This window comes from Corynebacterium macginleyi (assembly GCF_003688935.1).
GTDB lineage: Bacteria > Actinomycetota > Actinomycetes > Mycobacteriales > Mycobacteriaceae > Corynebacterium > Corynebacterium macginleyi.
In genome coordinates this window covers 1-16,379 of sequence record NZ_REGE01000020.1, presented here as the reverse complement: position 1 = coordinate 16,379, position 16,379 = coordinate 1, and the positions used below count along the sequence as shown (strand labels likewise).

Here is a 16,379-nt window from a genome sequence, read left to right as displayed (position 1 = left end):
ACAGTGCGAGGTACAGCTTCTGCGTCACTTGTGTGTTCCGCACGGCGCCTTCAAGTGCCGTGTCATGAGTACATACGGAGCCCTTTTCCAGTATGGATTGGAGGTTTTTAAAAAAAGTTTTCGCAATCCAGTTTCCGCATTCGCTCCGTAGTCATTTAAGTAAGTCAGTGATGCACAAGGCTGGGGTACTGGCCCGTAGTGGCGTCAAAAAGCGAAGGAAGGAACAGAACAAACATGACATGGGACATTGCTCTCATCGGGCTGATCGGTGGGCTGGTGACGGGACTTTCGCCGTGCATTCTGCCGGTACTACCAATCGTGCTGGCGGTTAGTACGGACAAAAGGCGCAAGCCGTGGCTGGTAGCCACAGGAATCGCACTGAGCTTCACAGTGGTCACACTGCTGGGCACGTTGGTCCTCAGCGCGCTGGGGCTGCCGAAGGATTTACTGCGCTGGGCCGGTGTGGCGCTGTTGGTGCTCGTCGGCGTAAGCATGCTGTGGCCCGCACTGGGCGATCACCTGGAAAGGCCGTTCTCGCGCATACGCATCCCCGGCTGGATTCAGCGAATTACCAACCGCGGGGGCTCCGGCTTCGGCGTGGGCTTGGCACTAGGAGCAGTCTATTCGCCCTGCGCGGGTCCGGTTTTGGCGGCCGTAACTGTAGCAGGTGCAACGGGTGACATCGGCTGGGGCAACGTCGTGCTGGCCGTCAGCTTCGCCATCGGCGCCTGCACTCCCCTGTTTTTCTTTGCGCTCGCCGGCAAGCAAATCGGTACCCGCGCGGATTTCGTGCGCAAACACCGCAAGGGCATCTCCTACGGTGCCGGCGTGCTGATTATCCTTTTGGCAGTGGCTATCGCGTTGAACGCTCCGGCGGCTCTGCAGCGGGCGCTACCGGACTGGACCGCGGGCGTGCAGGATAAATTCAACTCTTCCGACCGCACACAAGACGCTCTGCGAAAAGCCAATAGCGGCGAGGGAGAAAGCAACGGCAACCTAGAAAAGTGCAGGAATGCCAACCCTGACAAACTGCAGGATTGCGGCATTGTGCCGGAATTTAAGGGCCTCGAGGGCTGGTTGAATACCGACAAGCCCGTGGATCCCCGGAACCCAGCGCGGGTGAATGACAAGCAGACCATCACGCTGGTGGATTTCTGGGCCTACGCTTGCATCAACTGCCAGCGAGCCAACGAGCACATCACGAAGCTCTACGACAACTACCGGGATAGCGGCCTGCAGGTCGTGGGCGTGCATGCTCCTGAATACGCCTTCGAGCACGAGGCAGCCAACGTGGCTGCGGCCGTTCGCGATCAGGGCATCAACTACCCCGTGGCTCAAGATAACGACTTCACCACGTGGCGCGCATTCAATAACCGCTACTGGCCTGCGCATTACCTGGTTGATCACATGGGTAAGGTACGCCAGATTCACGAGGGCGAAGGCGCCTATGCCGAAACGGAGCAATTGGTTCGGCAGCTGTTGCAGGATGCCAACCCAGGTATCGAGCTGCCTGAGCTCGTGGAGCGGGGCGGTGGTTCTTTTAAGGACGCCCCCACGTCCCAGAAGCGCAACCCCGAGACTTATCTTGGCACGGAGCGTGCGAGGTATTTTTCTAATCCCTCGAAGAAGTATGTAAAGGGCACGCAAGACTTCGACAAGTCGCAGACCGAGAAGTTCCAGTATAGCCTGGAGGGGAAATGGTCGCTGGAGGGTGAGTCCATCCAGCCTGTAGAGGATGGGGCCACGCTATACCTGAACTACCAGGCCGCTCGAGTGCAGTTGGTGGTATCCGGTGACGGAGAAATCACCGTGACCTACAAGGACGGTTCCACCCGCCGTTTCCCCATTAAGGCGGATGGCACTGTGGATATCCTCAAGACTGATAAGCAGGAAGCAGGTGAGCTGAGCGTACGCCCCGGGACGGGCGTAAAGCTGTACTCCCTGACCTTTGGATAGTCGCTGGTGGGGGCGGTGGTTCGCTTAGTGAATCGACTGAACCCGCACAAGAACGGTGTAGTCGGAAGCGTCTGCAGGCAAAGCATCCTGCAGTGCTTCCTTGACCGCCTTTTGGATGTCGTCCACGACTTTGACGATCCGCGCAGTGCTTTCGAGGGCGACTTCCACGGTGACGAAATGCTGTTCTTTATCGATGATGAGACCGGGCTGCGCCCGCTTATCGTTGTTGCGGTGGAAGAATCGATCGTCGATGGTGCGCCGCCAGGATTCTATGCCAGCTTCCATTTCCACTACTCCGGACACGGCTTCCACGATGCTGGCCAGGCGCCCGGGATCCAATACTGCTTCTGCTGCGTTGTCGGAGTGTTTACCCACTACGCTGAAACCTCTTTCCGGTGTTCATCACCGGCTGCGGGTGCGAAATACAAGTCAGCAATATGCACGTTTACGCCAAAGTCTCGGATGTCCAAGTTGTGGACCAGTTTCTCGGAGACTGTGCCAATTACTTCTTCGGCCACGCGCTGGAAGTTGGGGATAACTGCCGAACCTGCGTCGGCGCCGTAGTGAACCTTCACCGCAACTTCGCAGTCCAGCCTGCGTGGCATGGTGGGGACTCGCTGGCTGTTTTTGCATCTCCAGCACTGTCAGCCTCGTCTGCACTGAAAGTCTCGTCGTATTCGAAGTGCGTTTTCAAGGAATGCACATCTTCAACGCCATCGACAGCATCGCGGACCAAGCTTCGCAGAGCCAGTTCAGATATCGTGAACGGACTTTCGAGAGTAGGGTCAGGTCCGGTGGAGTGGTGTAGCTGTCCTTTCTGAATCTCTGAGTTTGGGGACAGTGTCAGGGTTGGGTATGGGTGTCTACCACATGGGGGTCAGGTCCTAGTTTCTAAGGCGTATTCCACCTTTTCATTGCTCAAGTGGCCAAAGCTTAAAACGACGCCGTCTTTGCCGTCCACGTCACCCCAGTATTCGCGTAGCGGAGTCAGCTTAATGCCGTGGCCGGCGGCGCGCACGGCGGCGGCGATTGTGCACCCGCAGGGCGCGGGTATCGGTGTGGTCAAGGACCACGGGTATGAAAACAGGGTAAGCGATACAATCCAACACGCGGGGAATGGTTCTTTGCTTGTGCCACTTGGGCAGGGCAGTATAGAGCGCATGACCGAAAATATTGCGACCACGCGCGTGAAACGTGGACTAGCTGACATGCTCAAGGGCGGCGTCATCATGGACGTCGTGACCCCGGAACAGGCGCGCATCGCCGAAGACGCCGGCGCGAGCGCCGTCATGGCACTGGAGCGCGTGCCCGCCGATATTCGTGCCCAGGGTGGTGTGGCTCGCATGTCCGATCCGGAGCTGATTGAGGGCATCGTCGACGCCGTATCCATCCCCGTGATGGCGAAGGCGCGCATCGGCCACTTCGTCGAGGCGCAGATTTTAGGCGAGCTCGGCGTGGATTTCATCGATGAGTCTGAGGTGCTCAGCCCCGCCGATTACGTCAACCACATCAATAAGTGGGACTTTGACGTGCCATTTGTGTGCGGCGCGACCAACTTGGGTGAGGCCTTGCGTCGCATCACCGAGGGAGCGGCCATGATTCGCTCCAAGGGCGAGGCCGGCACCGGCGATGTCTCCGAGGCCGTCAAGCACCTGCGCACGATTCGCGCGGAAATTGCCCGCCTGCAGCACCTCGACCGCGACGAGCTCTACGTCGCCGCCAAGGAACTCCAGGCACCGTACGACCTGGTAGCGGAGGTTGCAGAAACTGGCAAGCTGCCGGTCGTCCTTTTCGTTGCCGGCGGCGTGGCCACGCCTGCTGATGCCGCCCTCGTCCGCCAAATGGGCGCCGAAGGCGTCTTCGTGGGCTCCGGCATCTTCAAATCCGGCAACCCGGCGGCGCGCGCAGAGGCCATTGTGAAAGCCTCTACGCTTTACGATGACCCCGCCGAGCTCGCCAAGCTCTCCCGCGGTCTGGGTGAGGCTATGGTCGGCATCAATGTCGGCGATGTGCCGGCGCCGCACCGTTTGGCCGAACGCGGCTGGTAAGCGCGTGGCACACCCAGAAGACGGCAACGCCACGATTGGCGTGCTCGCGCTGCAAGGCGGCGTGGAAGAGCACCTGCGCATCCTTTCAGGCCTGGGGGTGGGGACGCGCCGGGTGCGGGTACCGCACGATCTCGAGAGGCTGGATGGGCTAGTGATTCCGGGTGGGGAGTCGAGTGTCATCGATAAGCTCGCCCGTGCCTTTGGCGTGGCCGATCCGCTGCGCGCGGCGGTAGATCGTGGCCTTCCGGTGCTCGCTACCTGTGCGGGGCTAATTTATTGCGCCCGCGAGCTGGAGAACCCCTCGCCGGGTCAACAGACCCTCGGACTGCTCGATATCACTGTGCGGCGCAATGCCTTTGGCAACCAGCGCTTTTCCGCCGAGCGCACTGTGCCGGTTGTGGTTGGGGACGAAACGCTGCCCATTGAGGCCAGCTTCATCCGCGCCCCGCTGGTTACCCGCGTCGGCGAAGGCGTGGAGGTCATCGCTACCGTGCCGCACGAAGACGCGGCGGAAGTGGTGGTGGGTGTGCGCCACGGCGCCGTGACCGCTTTGAGCTTTCACCCGGAAGAAAACGATGAGGCGCGCGTGCACGCCGCATGGCTGGCCGGTATCTCCTAGGCGCCGGATAGGCCGCGGCGCTTGAGAAGCGGTGCCAGGTCCTTATCGCGCCCGCGGAAATCGCGGTAAGCTGCGCCGAAATCGCGGGAGGCGCCGCGGGAAAGGATTAGGTCCCGGAACTTCTGGCCGGCGGCGCGCAGATCGCTGTGTTCTTTGAACCATTCGAATCCATCGGCATCGAGCGCTTCGGCCCACAGGTAGGAGTAGTAGCCCGCAGAGTAGCCGCCGCCGAAAATGTGGTTGAAATACGTCGAGCGGTAGCGAGGTGCGATGTGCGGGTTATCCAGACCCACCGCGCGCAAGGCATTCTCCTCGAAAGCGTCCACGGCCTCCGGGGTGGCCTCCAGGGCTGCGGCGTCCTGGGAGCTTAGCGAATGCCACGCCAAATCGATAATAGCGGCTGCCAAGTATTCTGAGGTAGCAAAACCTTGGCCAAATTCGGAGGCGGCGGTCACAGCATCGAGCAGCTCATCGGGGATCGTCTCGCCGGTGTCGACGTGGTGCGCGTACTGCTTGACTAGCGTTTTATCTAGCGCCCAGTTCTCATTGATTTGCGAGGGAAACTCCACCCAGTCGCGCGGGACGTTGGTGCCGGCGAAGGTGGGGTAGCGGACATCGGAAAGCAGCCCGTGCAAGGCATGGCCGAACTCGTGGAAGAGGGTGTGCACTTCCTCCAGGCTCAGCAAGGGCTGAGAACCATCGGCGGGCTTGGTAATGCCCAGCACATTGACGATGACCGGCTTGCGCTTCAGCAGACCGGATTGGCCCACGAACTGGCTCATCCACGCGCCTCCGCGCTTGCTGGGGCGGCCGAAGTAATCCGTGAGCAGCAGGCCGATTCCCTTGTGCTCGACGTTATCTTTGTGTTCGTCGTCATCTTCGTGCTCGTCGTCATCTTCGTGCTCGTCGTCATCCTCGTGTTCGTCGTCATCTTCGTGCGCGTCGTCATCCTCGTGTTCGACATTCTTGTCGAACACCTCCCACACGCGCACGCCTTCGGCATAGCCCTCCAGGTCCTCGCGCGGGATAACGGAAATGCCGTACAGGCGCTCGGCGGCGGCGAATACGCCCCGGGTGAGGACCTTGTCCAGGGGAAAGTACTGGCGCAGCTCCTCCTCGTCGAGCGAGAAGTCGCGGGCACGGACCTTGGATTCCCAGTAGGGCCAGTCGGCGGCGTGGAAGTCTTGCTCGTTGAGCGTGGCTTCCTCGGCTAGCAACTTGTGCTCGCCGGCGGCATTGGCCGCGGCGGCGGGGGCGAGGTCTGCAAGCATGGTGTGCGCGGCATCAGCGCTGCCAGCGGTTTCTTCCGCTATGACGTAATCGGCGTGGGAGGCATAGCCCAGCAGCTCGGCGCGCTTGGCGCGCAGCTGGACGGCCTCGATAAGCCCTGGAATATTGTTTTCGGAGCCCCTGCTTGCCGATGCCGCATAGAGCTTCTTCCGTGCCCCCTGCCTAGCCAAGCGGGACTGCTCCGATTGCACGGTGGGCAGCTCGAGCGGAATGACATAGCCTTCTCGGCCTAGGGCCTTGGCATCCTCCTTGGCTGAGGCAATGCGCTCCGGTGGCAGGCCTTCGAGCTCTTCCTCCGTGAACTCGACGGCGTGCTTGCGCGTGGAGGCCAGCAAGTTGCGGCCGAATTCCTCCGAAAGGGCGGACAGGCGCTGGTTGATAGCGGATAGGTGAGCCTTGCCGGTGGCATCGAGATCCGCGCCCTGGCGTGCGAAGGTGCGCAGCAGGTGTTCGTGTAGGCGCGCACCCTCCTCATCGCCGACGGGCGGGATGGCGTCCTTGATGCGCTGGTAGAGAATTTCGTCCTGGTACATCGCGTCGTAGTGGGCGGAAAGGCGCGGATAGATCTCGGCGGCGATCTCTTCCATCTCATCGGTGACGTCCGTGCCAGAGAGATTGCCAAACACTGCCATGACGCGGTCGAGGTCTTGGCCGGACCGCTCGAGGGCCTCCACCGTGTTTTCCCACGTGGGTGCGGCGGGGTTAGCGGTAATGGCTGTGAGCTCGGCCTCGTGGCGCGCGAGGGCTTCGTCGAAGGCGGGGCGGTAGTGCTCGACTTTAATCTCCGCAAACGGTGGGAGTTGGTAGGGCAACGATGAAGGGCGGAGTAATGGGTTAGTCATAAATGACCAATGTACCCATTAACTCCGCCCTCGGTGATGGTTTTCACTAAGATTACTAGCCCACTGGCACCAACTACGCGTTTTCTTTCTGCTTCTTCGGTGGGGTGGCTTTTCGCTTTCCGGTATTCATCAAGATGATGTCGAGGATTAAAAATGCGGCAAGGGTAATGCCCAACAGTGGCATAAATACACCGACGGTTGCCGCAAAGAGCGCACCTAGGCCGGTGGTGGCCCAGGTGAAATGCCGCTTAGAGCCCGGGGCAAATTGCGGTCGGCGCTTCCACCACATGTAGTAGCCCAGAATAACCATACCGACGATGGCGAGGCCGAGGACGAATAGGGCAATCTGTAGTGGCAGGCCGAACATGATGCCCATGTGCAGGTAGATACCCCAGCTGCTGAGCTTGCTAAACAGCGGCAGCTCGGAGAAAGGCTGGCGGTCGATGACGTTGCCGGTGGAACCGTCCACGGAAACTTGATCGGAAGTATAGCGCCACTCGACCCAGCGCTCGCTGATCTTCCAACCCGAGTTGGTGTCCGCCGGCGCATACAAGCGTAGCGGCCCCGTCAGGCCTTCTGCGCGACCGGTGGCATAGACGCGCTCTGCCTGCTCGGCGATGACTGCGGGATCCGGTGCTTCGTCGTTAGAATCCGCGTCGCCGCCGTGGCCCTCATGCCCGGCGTGGCCAGCATGGTCGGAAGCAGACGTGTCCGGGGACAACGAGGTCTCAATGGGCGTGGCCTTCCAATTCAGCTTCTCCACCACGGAATTGACGTTGGCGCCGGCCAGCTGCGACCAAGTGATGCCGGTCACGGACAGGCCAACGAGTCCGATGAAAGTCCAGGCTCCCATCGTGGAGTGCAGGCGAGTGGCCTTCCAGCGCTTAGAGTGGTGCGGCTGGTTCTTCGGCGATGCGGCTGCTTTTTTTGGGCGGCGAATCCACCACATGTAGAGTCCGCCGCAGGCCAGGACCCATAGCCACGAGGCGGCTAGCTCGGAGTAGAGCTCGCCCGCCTTGCCTAGGTGAAAGCTTTCATGAAGCGAGGAAATCCAGCGGCGCAGCGGCATTTCCCCCAGGCCCGAGTAGGTCGGGTAATCGCCGATGACCTTGCCATCGGCCGGGTTAATAAAGACGGTGCGTTGCAGGCTTTCGTCGATGCCCGGGTCCGTTACCAGCACGCGCGTGGAGTCCGTCGGAGTTTCCGCCGGCCACACCTGGGAAACCGGCATATCCGGGTGCTCCTTTTGAGCGGCGCTGATTTGCTCCTCCAGACTTACCGGGTTATCTACTTTCTCGACGGTCATGACGTCGCGGTAAACAAACTTTTCTAGGGCGGGCGCCACAGCATAGAGGCAGCCGGTCAATGCCGCGATAAGGATGAAGGGGCCGACGAACATGCCGCCGTAGAAGTGTATGCGTTGGATGAAGGAATGCAGAGCCGTGCGACTCATAAAATGGTTCTCCTTCGTGCGTAGTAGTCAGGTGTATAGGTGCTGATATCAACTGCACTAATAGTCGGAACTTAGGCAACCGTGGTTCCCGAAAGGTGAAAAATTTTTCAGATATACAAAACCGGGGGCGAGAAAACGCTCAGCGCACAAATCTGCGACCTGGAGTGCTTGATCAGGCGTTACCCTGGAACGTCCATTTTCCGGAGGCTACGCCCGTTGGATTGATAAGATGGTCGCCTTGTTATGCACGGGCATGAGGCTTAGCGCGGACTCCTGGTTTACCACGTTAGCGGGCGCAACCATTTTGGTTTTCGAAGCAAGAAACGAGCAAGAAAAGGTCTGTGCAGGTAAAAGGGCAAATTTGGTGATAAAAACGGTTGCTTTGGCCGGGTTTTCAGCGAACGAAGCAAGAAAAGACCGCTCCGAACTCAGGGAGTAGTCGAAGCGGTCTTGGGGTAGAAAAACTAACGTGGCTTTACTTCTTTAAACCATCGATGATCTCATTGAACTGGGTGACAGGACGCATCACAGCAGAGGTCTTGTGGTCGTCGGGCCAGTAGTAACCGCCGAGGTCGGCGGCCTCACCCTGGGCATCGATAAGAGCCTGGGAGATTTCATCGGCCTTGCCGGAAAGCGCGGCGGCGACGTCCTTGAAGGCGACCGCGAGATCCGTATCTTCGGTCTGGTTCGCCAACTCCTCGGCCCAGAAAGTGGCGAGGAAGAAGTGAGAACTGCGGTTGTCGTTCTCGCCCACCTTGCGGGAGGGAGACTTGCCCTCGTTCAGCAGGCGTTCGGTGGCTTTGTCCAGGGTGGTAGCCAGGACACCGGCTTTCTCGTTGCCGTTGGTCTGGTTCTCGTGGCGGAAGGACTCGGCCAGCGCTAGGAACTCACCGAGGGAGTCCCAGCGCAGGTGGTTTTCTTCCTGCACCTGCTGCACGTGTTTCGGGGCGGAGCCGCCGGCACCGGTCTCGAAGAGACCGCCGCCTGCCATCAGTGGAACCACGGACAGCATCTTTGCGGAGGTGCCCAACTCGAGGATGGGGAAGAGGTCCGTGTTGTAATCACGGAGCACGTTACCGGTCACGGAGATGGTATCCTCGCCGCGGCGGATGCGCTCGATGGAGGTCTTGGTAGCGGTGACCGGATCCTGGATCTCGATGTCCAAGCCCTCGGTGTCGTGGTCTTTGAGATACTTCTCCACCAGGGACTGGATATTGCGGTCGTGGCCGCGCTCTGGGTCTAGCCAGAAGATGGTCTTCATGCCGGATAGGCGTGCGCGGTTGACGGCGAGCTTGACCCAGTCCTGGATTGGCTCGTCCTTGGTCTGGCAGGCGCGCCAGATATCGCCGGCCACCACGTCGTGCTCGATGAGCACCTCACCCGTGGAGTTGCGGACCTCCACGGTGCCGGCTTCGGGCACCTTGAAGGTCTTGTTGTGAGAGCCGTATTCCTCGGCCTTTTGAGCCATCAGGCCGACGTTCGGCACGGTGCCCATGGTAGTGGGGTCAAAGGCGCCGTTTTCCTTGCAGTCCTCGATAACGGCTTGGTACACGCCGGCATAGGAGGAGTCCGGGATGACGGCGAGGGTGTCCTGCTCTTCGTCATTCTTGTCCCACATATGGCCGGAGGTGCGGATCATCGCCGGCATGGAGGCATCAATGATGACATCGGAGGGCACATGCAGGTTGGTGATGCCTTTGTGGGAGTTGACCATGGCGAGATCGGGGCCATCGGCAAGCGCGGATTCGAACGCGGCCTTGATCTCCTCACCGTTGTCGAGCTTGTTCAAGCCCTCCAAGATGGAACCCAAGCCGTTTTCGCCGTTGAGGCCGGCGGAGATGAGCTCGTCGCCGTACTTAGCAAACACATCGGCGAAGTAGGTGCGCACGACGTGGCCGAAGATGATAGGGTCAGAGACTTTCATCATGGTGGCCTTCAAGTGGGTGGAAAAGAGCACGCCTTCTTCCTTGGCGCGCTTGACCTGCTGGAGCAGGAACTCATCCAGAGCCTTGGCGGACATGAAGGTGCCGTCGATGACTTCGCCCTGCAGGACCGGCAGCTCCGGCAGCAGGGTCTGCTCGCCGTCGGCGGTCTTCAGCACGATGGACAGGGTGTCTTCCGCAGGGATGATAATGGACTTCTCGTTGTGGCGGAAGTCGTTATTGTCCATGGTGGCGACGTTGGTTTTGGAATCCTTGGACCATTCACCCATGCGGTGCGGGTGCTTCTTTACAAAGTTCTTCACGGCCTCCGGCGCGCGGCGGTCGGAGTTACCCTCACGCAGGACGGGGTTAACGGCGGAGCCTTTTACGGAATCATAGCGGGCCGCGATGTCTTTTTCCTCGTCGGTGGAGGGGTTATCCGGGTAATCAGGTAGGTCGTAGCCGCCGGCCTGCAGCTCGGCGATGGCCTTCTTCAGCTGCACCAGGGAAGCCGAAATATTCGGTAGCTTGATGATATTAGCCTCGGGGGTTTTAGCCATCTTGCCCAGCTCAGCTAGGGCGTCTTCTACCTTCTGGTCCTCGGTCAGACGCTCCGGGAACTGCGCTAAGATGCGGGCAGCCAGGGAAATATCACGGGTTTCTACCTCAATACCCGCAGTGGAAGCGAAGGCCTCCACGATGGGTTTGAGGGAGTAGGTCGCCAAAAGCGGCGCCTCATCGGTCCGGGTCCACGTAATCTTAGCCATGATTCTCCTAATTAAATGTGGGAATATTTCTTCAGGTGATCAGATTACCGATTTTATCCATTCCATGTGGAGAACTCGGTACATTATGGAGCTGGGTGGCAACGGTTATGGGGCCATGCGCCGGGTACATTTCTTTACTCGGCTGCGGCCTAAACATTCTTTATGGGCAGGTGTATCGGAGCCCCGCTAGATGGGGATTTCTACCATGCGGCGCACCGTTGTCTTGGTGGTTATGGTTCTTAGCGCGTGTGCTATCGGCACTACCGAGTTCGTTTCCGTGGGTTTGCTACCGCGGCTAGAAGTATCACCGCACACGCCTATATTCTGGAGCACCATGAGCATTACCATCGCTAGCGTTAACGTGAATGGAATCCGCGCCGCGTGCAAGCAGCGCAACGACAATAACCCCGGCATGAACGCCTGGTTGGAACAGACCCCGGCCGATATCGTGCTTATGCAAGAGGTACGCGCCACCCCGGACCAAGCCAAGAAAGCTCTGGCCCCTGCCTTGGAGGCGGGCTGGCACCTAGAGCTTGCTGAGGCCGCCGCCAAGGGCCGCGCCGGAGTTGGCATCCTCTCCCGCACGCCGCTTGCCGATGTCGAAATTGGCTTCGGCTCCTTTGCCGATGCTGGCCGCTGGATCGCCGCCACCACCCGCGATATACGCGTGGCCTCGCTGTATTTGCCTTCCGGTGATACCGATTCTCCGAAGCTGGATGAAAAGTACCACTTCTTGGATGAATTTGATTCCGTGCTGGCAGAAAACGCAAATAAAGACATGGTCATCGGTGGTGATTGGAATATCTGCCATCGCGCCCAGGATTTGAAAAATAATGTGGCCAACGAGAAGAAGGCTGGCCACCTGCCGGAAGAACGCGCCTTCCTGGACCATGTATTCGGCAGCTTCCCGGATGCGGAGCCGCAGGAGAAAAAGAACCTGGGTAAGTGGCTCGGCGTCGTGGACTACGTCGGTACCACGCCGTGGCAGACGGCCACCGCGCCGCAGTGGTTTGATGTGGCACGTCGGCTCCTTCCAGAAGTAGACGGACCCTATACCTGGTGGACCTACCGTGGACAGGCCTTCAATAATGATGCAGGCTGGCGCATTGACTACCAGGCCGCTACTAAACCGCTGCTCGACCGCGCGCAGCGCACCTGGGTGGACAAGGCCCCGACCGTGGAGCAGCGCTGGTCTGATCACTCGCCGCTGCTAGTGGAATACGCTTAATGTCGAGGCTGTTTCGCGCACTTAAAGGGCCTTGACCCGCATGTGGTGGATATCAGGTGTCCACCAAAAGGGGGTCAGGTCCGTAAAGGGAGGTAGACAATGGGTAAACACTCATTGGATACACCCGGTCGCAAAAGAAAAGACCTTGACGCAACGAAGCTTAACTGGCTCGATGTGGCAATCAAGGTCATAACACTTGCGACCGTAACAGTGAAGCTCATTGCAGTTGTGCTTCACGTGGGTCTTTAAGGCCCGAGGGTCTCAACCGAGTACCAGTCGGTTGGGGCCCTTTTGATTGTGCAGCCGCAATTCAGGGATGAACTGTGCTGTCACTTTTAGGCTAATGCGCGCGCGACGGTTTTGCAATACTCCACACTGAGCCTGTAGCCGCTGAGGTTACCCTCGTTTGGTGGACACTTGATATCCAACCCAGTCGAGTTGGCAAGAAAGGTAATCTACCACCATGTCCAGGTACTGAGAACAGTTCACACGCGACGGTGTGGCCCTCTATGAAAACAATGAGGACCTCTCGCTGAACGCAGCATCAGCCAAGCTCGGAATCAACCGTGCCTAGCTACATTCATGGGTCACCAAATGGGGGTAAGATCCGTCCTTATCATCGACGACTTTATGACCATCAGTATCAACCAGCGCGGGCAGGAAGACCTAACCAAGATCATATTCGACCGCGACGGGCGGCTGCCGACACTTATCTCCTCCCAATCAGCTGCCGCCTATTGGGTTGAAACACTGCCAGACAGAATCGGAGCCGATTCGCTTGTAAGCCGCCTCAACAACGGCCACCGAATCCCTATCGGAGATTTCGACATGCGCAAAGCCACCGCCCCACCACCCCAGACAACTAAGACAGACGTTCCGGGCCGACGCACCCCTCGGCCCGGTACCAACTACCCGGAACACGACAGTTCCGAGTCCCCAGAACACTGGTACCAAAAACTCGCAGCTGACACCCCTTTAGAGATCGCCGGGCAGTGTATTTCGGGCGAGACCTACTCGCCAAAGTCCAAGGCCTTACCCCCGGAAGACCACAACACGGCCGACCCGGAAACAGGTCGACCAGCCTTCTACGACAACGCTATCCCAACCGAATCCTCACACTTCATAGGAATCAGAAAAAGAACTCATGAAATGACAAAAAGTGCCCAGCCGACGACACGCCAAACAGACACACATTTTGCTACTTAACGCTTTGACCCGATTCAAAGTGAAATTTGAACAATTAGATTACATAAGCAGAGGTGAACAAAGCGGCAAGAAGCATCGGAAACAAGCCCGAGAGGTAGAAGCTTATCTGTTCGGGAGAAAAGGAGCCAAAAATCCCGGTTTCAATAAGGTTTAGCTGCTCAACACGCCTTTTTTACTACGAGTCCAGCCACACCAACCAATTGTAGGGCCAAGAAGTACACTCGCGATTAATGGATGAACCGGATTTATAGTTACGACCACTATTAAAATGCCGAGTAGTGAATGAACAAACAATAGAGCATACTGTGGGTATATACTACCCCCAAGCTCAGAAAAATCCGCACACCGTGCAATCGCCCCGCCAAGAACTCCCCAAGATACGAGGAATAATATAAAGGACTGTTTAGGTAGTGTCTGCGCTATACTCCAACTCAGAAGTACGATATCAAGGCCAAACAGAAGCAAATATGGTTGCCTTGATATTCTCGCTAAGGTTAGGACGCTATAGTTCGATGTCAGGGGAAATTTTACCCACCTTAATTGGGTAGTTGTTATTGCAGCGTGAACTATCTCGGAATCTAAAATTGTACCGCTTGACTGCGCAACATTCTTCGTCCGACCTGCTTTCAAGAGTTTTGGTACTGTAGCGTTACGGACAGCTAAAGGGGGCATCCTTAAGGTTATGGCTATCACTGAGTACAGGACAACGTGACCGTTAGCCGCACCGATAACCAGTCCGACGCAGCCAAAACCAAGAATCTGCATCAAAATACCGGCACCACTAAAGCGTAGTCCCTGCGATGGCCGAACTTTATAAACCCAATCCTCTGGGGAAATGGCCCTCATTGGCAAAAATTTTTCGAAGGCTATAGCCGTAACAAGAATAGCCAAAATATGCACAATTAATTGCCGAGAGTATCCAGTGTCGACGTTGTTACTCTGCGCTTCATTGATGATCCAGTCGATTGTGAAAAAAGCAGCAGATACCGCAAAGGTACCCCAGATTGTATACTCTACTACCTTCACTATCGAACTCATTGCATTCACTTTTCTTAGCTTAAATTGATTTTTGTGTTGCATTGATTAAGGATTTTTTCTGAATGGCTAGCGATAATAACAGTTGCCCCTTCTAAGGCTTTGCGCTCCAAGACTCTACACAGCCTCTCAACCCAAAAATCGTCAAGGTGACGTTCAGGTTCATCCAGCAATAACACCTGTGCTTTTTCCATCGCAAGCTGGATTGCAAGGGAAAATCTTTGCTGTTGCCCACTCGAAAGCATGGAGGGTGACAATTCTAATAAGTCCGATAGCCCCCATGCTTCTACCGTCTTGGAGTATGAAATCTTTTGTGTTTTTTCAAGGAGTTTTATATGTTCACCGACTGACATGTCTGGATAAAAAGTGGGCGAAGATATATAAATTATTTTTCCGATCAACTTGGTTGACCACGTGTCGATATCATTAAGTAAAACTTTCCCTTCCAATGGATACGTTTCCCCAGATATTGTACGAAGAAGACTTGATTTACCGGATCCATTTTTCCCTACGATGCCGTATAGGCGGCCAGTTAGAAAAACCTGGTTTAAGGAACAAAGTACTGTAGTATAACCTATCGAAGCATCTACCGTAAGCATAGTTGTAGATTATTCCATACTCGGAATTAATAGGCTAGATAACGTCCAATCTTATAACTGAAGTGTCCTAAGTTTGTTTCGTTTGAGTAGATGGGAAAATCCGGAACATGCCAAGAAGATTTTTGACTAGGACGCAAAGGATCGTGTGGTCCGTCTTGTAGAGGACACGCATCGTCGCGGAAACCATATCGATGCACCCCGCGTGTCAGGCAGTAGCCCCTAAGTTGGGGGTTTCATGGCACACGGCTCGTCAGCGGACTAAAGCCTGCCCGCCGCGTGGGAAGCACCCCAGAACCTGTCCCTGAAGACTTGGCCGCCGAAAACGCGAGGCTGCGCCGTGAAAATCAAGAGCTCCGCGATACTAATGAGTTGTTGAAGGCTGCGTCAGCTTTTTCGCGTCGGAACCAGGCCAACAACGTTAAGAAATGATCCGGTTCATCGATAAATACCGGAATCGTTTCTCTGTCGAGTTCATCAGCAAGACGTGGAAAAATAACCGGGATGGTGGATTTATCACCTCGCGTGGTTATCGGCGGTCCAAAGCCCGGACCTGACCCCCATTTGGTGGACACCTGATATCCAGCCCAGTCGAGTTGGCAAGAAAGGTAATCTACCACCATGTCCAGGTACTGAGAACAGTTCACACGCGATGCCGTGGCCCTCTATGAAAACAATGAGGACCTCTCGCTGAACTCAGCATCAGCAGAGCTCGGTATCAACCGTGCCTCGCTGCATTCATGGGTCAAAAAGTACGGCACCGGCAAACGTGCTCGCATTAAAGTAGTGCAGGATAAAGCCCAAGCGGCGAATGATTCTGCGCGAATCCGACAGCTGGAAAAGGAAGTCTCTAAGCTGCGCGAAGAACGCGATATCCTGCGTAAGGCCGCGAAGTATTTTGCTTAAAGCAACTCACAGGGAGTTCTGCTTCCAGTGTGTCTATGACCACCGAACCGAGTACTCGGTTAAGCGGATGTGCCACGTGTTGAAGCTGAATCGTTCCTCGTTTTATAAATGGGTGAGCACCCGTAAAAAGCGCAGGTTAAAGATGTATTCCGACGGTCTTATTGGTGCAAGAATCAAGACCATCTTCGATGATGAGCACGGGCTTTACGGTGCTAAACGCATCGCGGCAAGCCTCAACAGTGATACGGATTTCGGCCCGATAAATCACAAAAAAGTCGCACGCATCATGAAAACCATGGGACTTCAAGGCTTTAGCAAACGGCGTCGATGCATTACTACCAGGCGTAAGCCTGGTCACCGCGTCATGCCAGATCTAGTAGGCCGGGTTGCGTCCAGTAGTGTGGTGTAACGCTTGCTGATGGTGGGCCCCGGAAATAGTGGGGCGGTCACCGTCAGTTAACCTTTCGACTCAACTACCACATCTCACCGAAAGGCATATGACGATGACCGC

13 protein-coding genes and 4 pseudogenes are annotated in these 16,379 nt (G+C 57.0%); 9 read left to right on the top strand and 8 right to left on the bottom strand.

Going from position 1 to position 16,379, the window contains the following annotated elements; genetic code table 11:
* Positions 1-234: 234 nt before the first annotated feature.
* Positions 235-1,956: a cytochrome c biogenesis protein CcdA gene (locus D9V82_RS10200; protein WP_121912271.1), complete on the top strand. Its 1,722-nt coding sequence runs from the start codon at positions 235-237 to the stop codon at positions 1,954-1,956.
* Positions 1,957-1,980: 24 nt separating this feature from the next.
* On the opposite strand, the gene D9V82_RS10195 is transcribed toward D9V82_RS10200, so the two are convergent.
* The 3 genes from D9V82_RS10195 to D9V82_RS12285 form a co-directional block, all read right to left on the bottom strand.
* Complete coding sequence (locus D9V82_RS10195; protein WP_121912270.1) at positions 1,981-2,331, bottom strand: Asp23/Gls24 family envelope stress response protein; 351 nt, start codon at positions 2,329-2,331, stop codon at positions 1,981-1,983.
* Complete coding sequence (locus D9V82_RS10190; protein WP_121912269.1) at positions 2,331-2,561, bottom strand: hypothetical protein; 231 nt, start codon at positions 2,559-2,561, stop codon at positions 2,331-2,333. The genes D9V82_RS10195 and D9V82_RS10190 overlap by 1 nt, the downstream gene beginning before the upstream one ends.
* A 272-nt stretch (positions 2,562-2,833) precedes the next feature.
* Positions 2,834-3,022 (bottom strand): hypothetical protein, encoded by a 189-nt coding sequence (locus D9V82_RS12285; RefSeq protein WP_167449792.1) that lies wholly within the window; start codon positions 3,020-3,022, stop codon positions 2,834-2,836.
* A 94-nt stretch (positions 3,023-3,116) separates the two neighbouring features.
* Here D9V82_RS12285 and pdxS point away from each other — a divergent pair, with 94 nt between their 5' ends.
* Positions 3,117-4,004, top strand: a complete 888-nt coding sequence (pdxS, locus tag D9V82_RS10185; RefSeq protein WP_167449791.1) for a pyridoxal 5'-phosphate synthase lyase subunit PdxS — start codon at positions 3,117-3,119, stop codon at positions 4,002-4,004.
* Positions 3,964-4,623, top strand: a complete 660-nt coding sequence (pdxT, locus tag D9V82_RS10180) for a pyridoxal 5'-phosphate synthase glutaminase subunit PdxT (RefSeq protein WP_183122511.1) — start codon at positions 3,964-3,966, stop codon at positions 4,621-4,623. The genes pdxS and pdxT overlap by 41 nt, the downstream gene beginning before the upstream one ends.
* On the opposite strand, the gene D9V82_RS10175 is transcribed toward pdxT, so the two are convergent.
* The 3 genes from D9V82_RS10175 to D9V82_RS10160 all read right to left on the bottom strand — a co-directional run bounded on the left by D9V82_RS10175 (position 4,620) and on the right by D9V82_RS10160 (position 10,897).
* Positions 4,620-6,755 carry a M3 family metallopeptidase gene (locus tag D9V82_RS10175; RefSeq protein WP_121912268.1) on the bottom strand — a complete coding sequence of 712 codons (2,136 nt, stop codon included), beginning with the start codon at positions 6,753-6,755 and terminating at the stop codon, positions 4,620-4,622. The genes pdxT and D9V82_RS10175 overlap by 4 nt on opposite strands.
* Positions 6,756-6,828: 73 nt before the next feature.
* Positions 6,829-8,208: a PepSY-associated TM helix domain-containing protein gene (locus D9V82_RS10170; protein ID WP_121912267.1), complete on the bottom strand. Its 1,380-nt coding sequence runs from the start codon at positions 8,206-8,208 to the stop codon at positions 6,829-6,831.
* A gap of 475 nt (positions 8,209-8,683) precedes the next feature.
* Positions 8,684-10,897, bottom strand: coding sequence for an NADP-dependent isocitrate dehydrogenase (locus D9V82_RS10160; protein ID WP_121912265.1), 2,214 nt, complete (start codon positions 10,895-10,897; stop codon positions 8,684-8,686).
* Between the two features lie 334 nt (positions 10,898-11,231).
* On the opposite strand from D9V82_RS10160, the gene D9V82_RS10155 reads away from it, so the two are divergent.
* The 3 genes and pseudogenes from D9V82_RS10155 to D9V82_RS13140 all read left to right on the top strand — a co-directional run.
* Positions 11,232-12,125: an exodeoxyribonuclease III gene (locus D9V82_RS10155; RefSeq protein WP_121912285.1), complete on the top strand. Its 894-nt coding sequence runs from the start codon at positions 11,232-11,234 to the stop codon at positions 12,123-12,125.
* A 609-nt stretch (positions 12,126-12,734) separates the two neighbouring features.
* Positions 12,735-12,971: pseudogene (locus tag D9V82_RS10150) on the top strand (ATP-binding protein); the annotation flags it as partial.
* Between the two features lie 120 nt (positions 12,972-13,091).
* A pseudogene (locus D9V82_RS13140) lies at positions 13,092-13,331 on the top strand (hypothetical protein); the annotation flags it as partial.
* A 150-nt stretch (positions 13,332-13,481) separates the two neighbouring features.
* On the opposite strand, the gene D9V82_RS10145 reads toward D9V82_RS13140, so the two are convergent.
* Both D9V82_RS10145 and D9V82_RS10140 read right to left on the bottom strand, forming a co-directional pair.
* On the bottom strand, positions 13,482-14,411 hold the full coding sequence (locus tag D9V82_RS10145; RefSeq protein ID WP_147446199.1) for an ABC transporter permease: 930 nt from the start codon (positions 14,409-14,411) through the stop codon (positions 13,482-13,484).
* Positions 14,384-14,965: an ABC transporter ATP-binding protein gene (locus D9V82_RS10140; RefSeq protein WP_121912263.1), complete on the bottom strand. Its 582-nt coding sequence runs from the start codon at positions 14,963-14,965 to the stop codon at positions 14,384-14,386. Before D9V82_RS10140 ends, D9V82_RS10145 begins: the two co-directional genes overlap by 28 nt.
* Before the next feature lie 82 nt (positions 14,966-15,047).
* Here D9V82_RS10140 and D9V82_RS12740 point away from each other — a divergent pair.
* From D9V82_RS12740 to D9V82_RS10125, 3 genes and pseudogenes are all read left to right on the top strand, one after another.
* Positions 15,048-15,270 (top strand): annotated as a pseudogene (locus D9V82_RS12740) (hypothetical protein).
* Between the two features lie 340 nt (positions 15,271-15,610).
* Positions 15,611-15,868: pseudogene (locus tag D9V82_RS10130) on the top strand (transposase); the annotation flags it as partial.
* A gap of 76 nt (positions 15,869-15,944) precedes the next feature.
* The gene (locus tag D9V82_RS10125; protein WP_167449790.1) at positions 15,945-16,277 is read left to right on the top strand and encodes an IS3 family transposase; all 333 of its coding nucleotides are present in this window, start codon (positions 15,945-15,947) and stop codon (positions 16,275-16,277) included.
* Positions 16,278-16,379: the final 102 nt, after the last annotated feature.

What these genes read in the sequence shown, in the direction of transcription:
- D9V82_RS10175 (WP_121912268.1), bottom strand. Translation starts at nt 6,755, where the DNA reads ATGACTAACCCATTACTCCGCCCTTCATCGTTGCCCTACCAACTCCCA.
- D9V82_RS10160 (WP_121912265.1), bottom strand. Translation starts at nt 10,897, where the DNA reads ATGGCTAAGATTACGTGGACCCGGACCGATGAGGCGCCGCTTTTGGCG.
- D9V82_RS10155 (WP_121912285.1), top strand. Translation starts at nt 11,232, where the DNA reads ATGAGCATTACCATCGCTAGCGTTAACGTGAATGGAATCCGCGCCGCG.
- D9V82_RS10140 (WP_121912263.1), bottom strand. Translation starts at nt 14,965, where the DNA reads ATGCTTACGGTAGATGCTTCGATAGGTTATACTACAGTACTTTGTTCC.
- D9V82_RS10170 (WP_121912267.1), bottom strand. Translation starts at nt 8,208, where the DNA reads ATGAGTCGCACGGCTCTGCATTCCTTCATCCAACGCATACACTTCTAC.
- D9V82_RS10200 (WP_121912271.1), top strand. Translation starts at nt 235, where the DNA reads ATGACATGGGACATTGCTCTCATCGGGCTGATCGGTGGGCTGGTGACG.
- D9V82_RS10190 (WP_121912269.1), bottom strand. Translation starts at nt 2,561, where the DNA reads ATGCCACGCAGGCTGGACTGCGAAGTTGCGGTGAAGGTTCACTACGGC.
- pdxS (WP_167449791.1), top strand. Translation starts at nt 3,117, where the DNA reads ATGACCGAAAATATTGCGACCACGCGCGTGAAACGTGGACTAGCTGAC.
- pdxT (WP_183122511.1), top strand. Translation starts at nt 3,964, where the DNA reads ATGTGCCGGCGCCGCACCGTTTGGCCGAACGCGGCTGGTAAGCGCGTG.
- D9V82_RS10145 (WP_147446199.1), bottom strand. Translation starts at nt 14,411, where the DNA reads ATGCAACACAAAAATCAATTTAAGCTAAGAAAAGTGAATGCAATGAGT.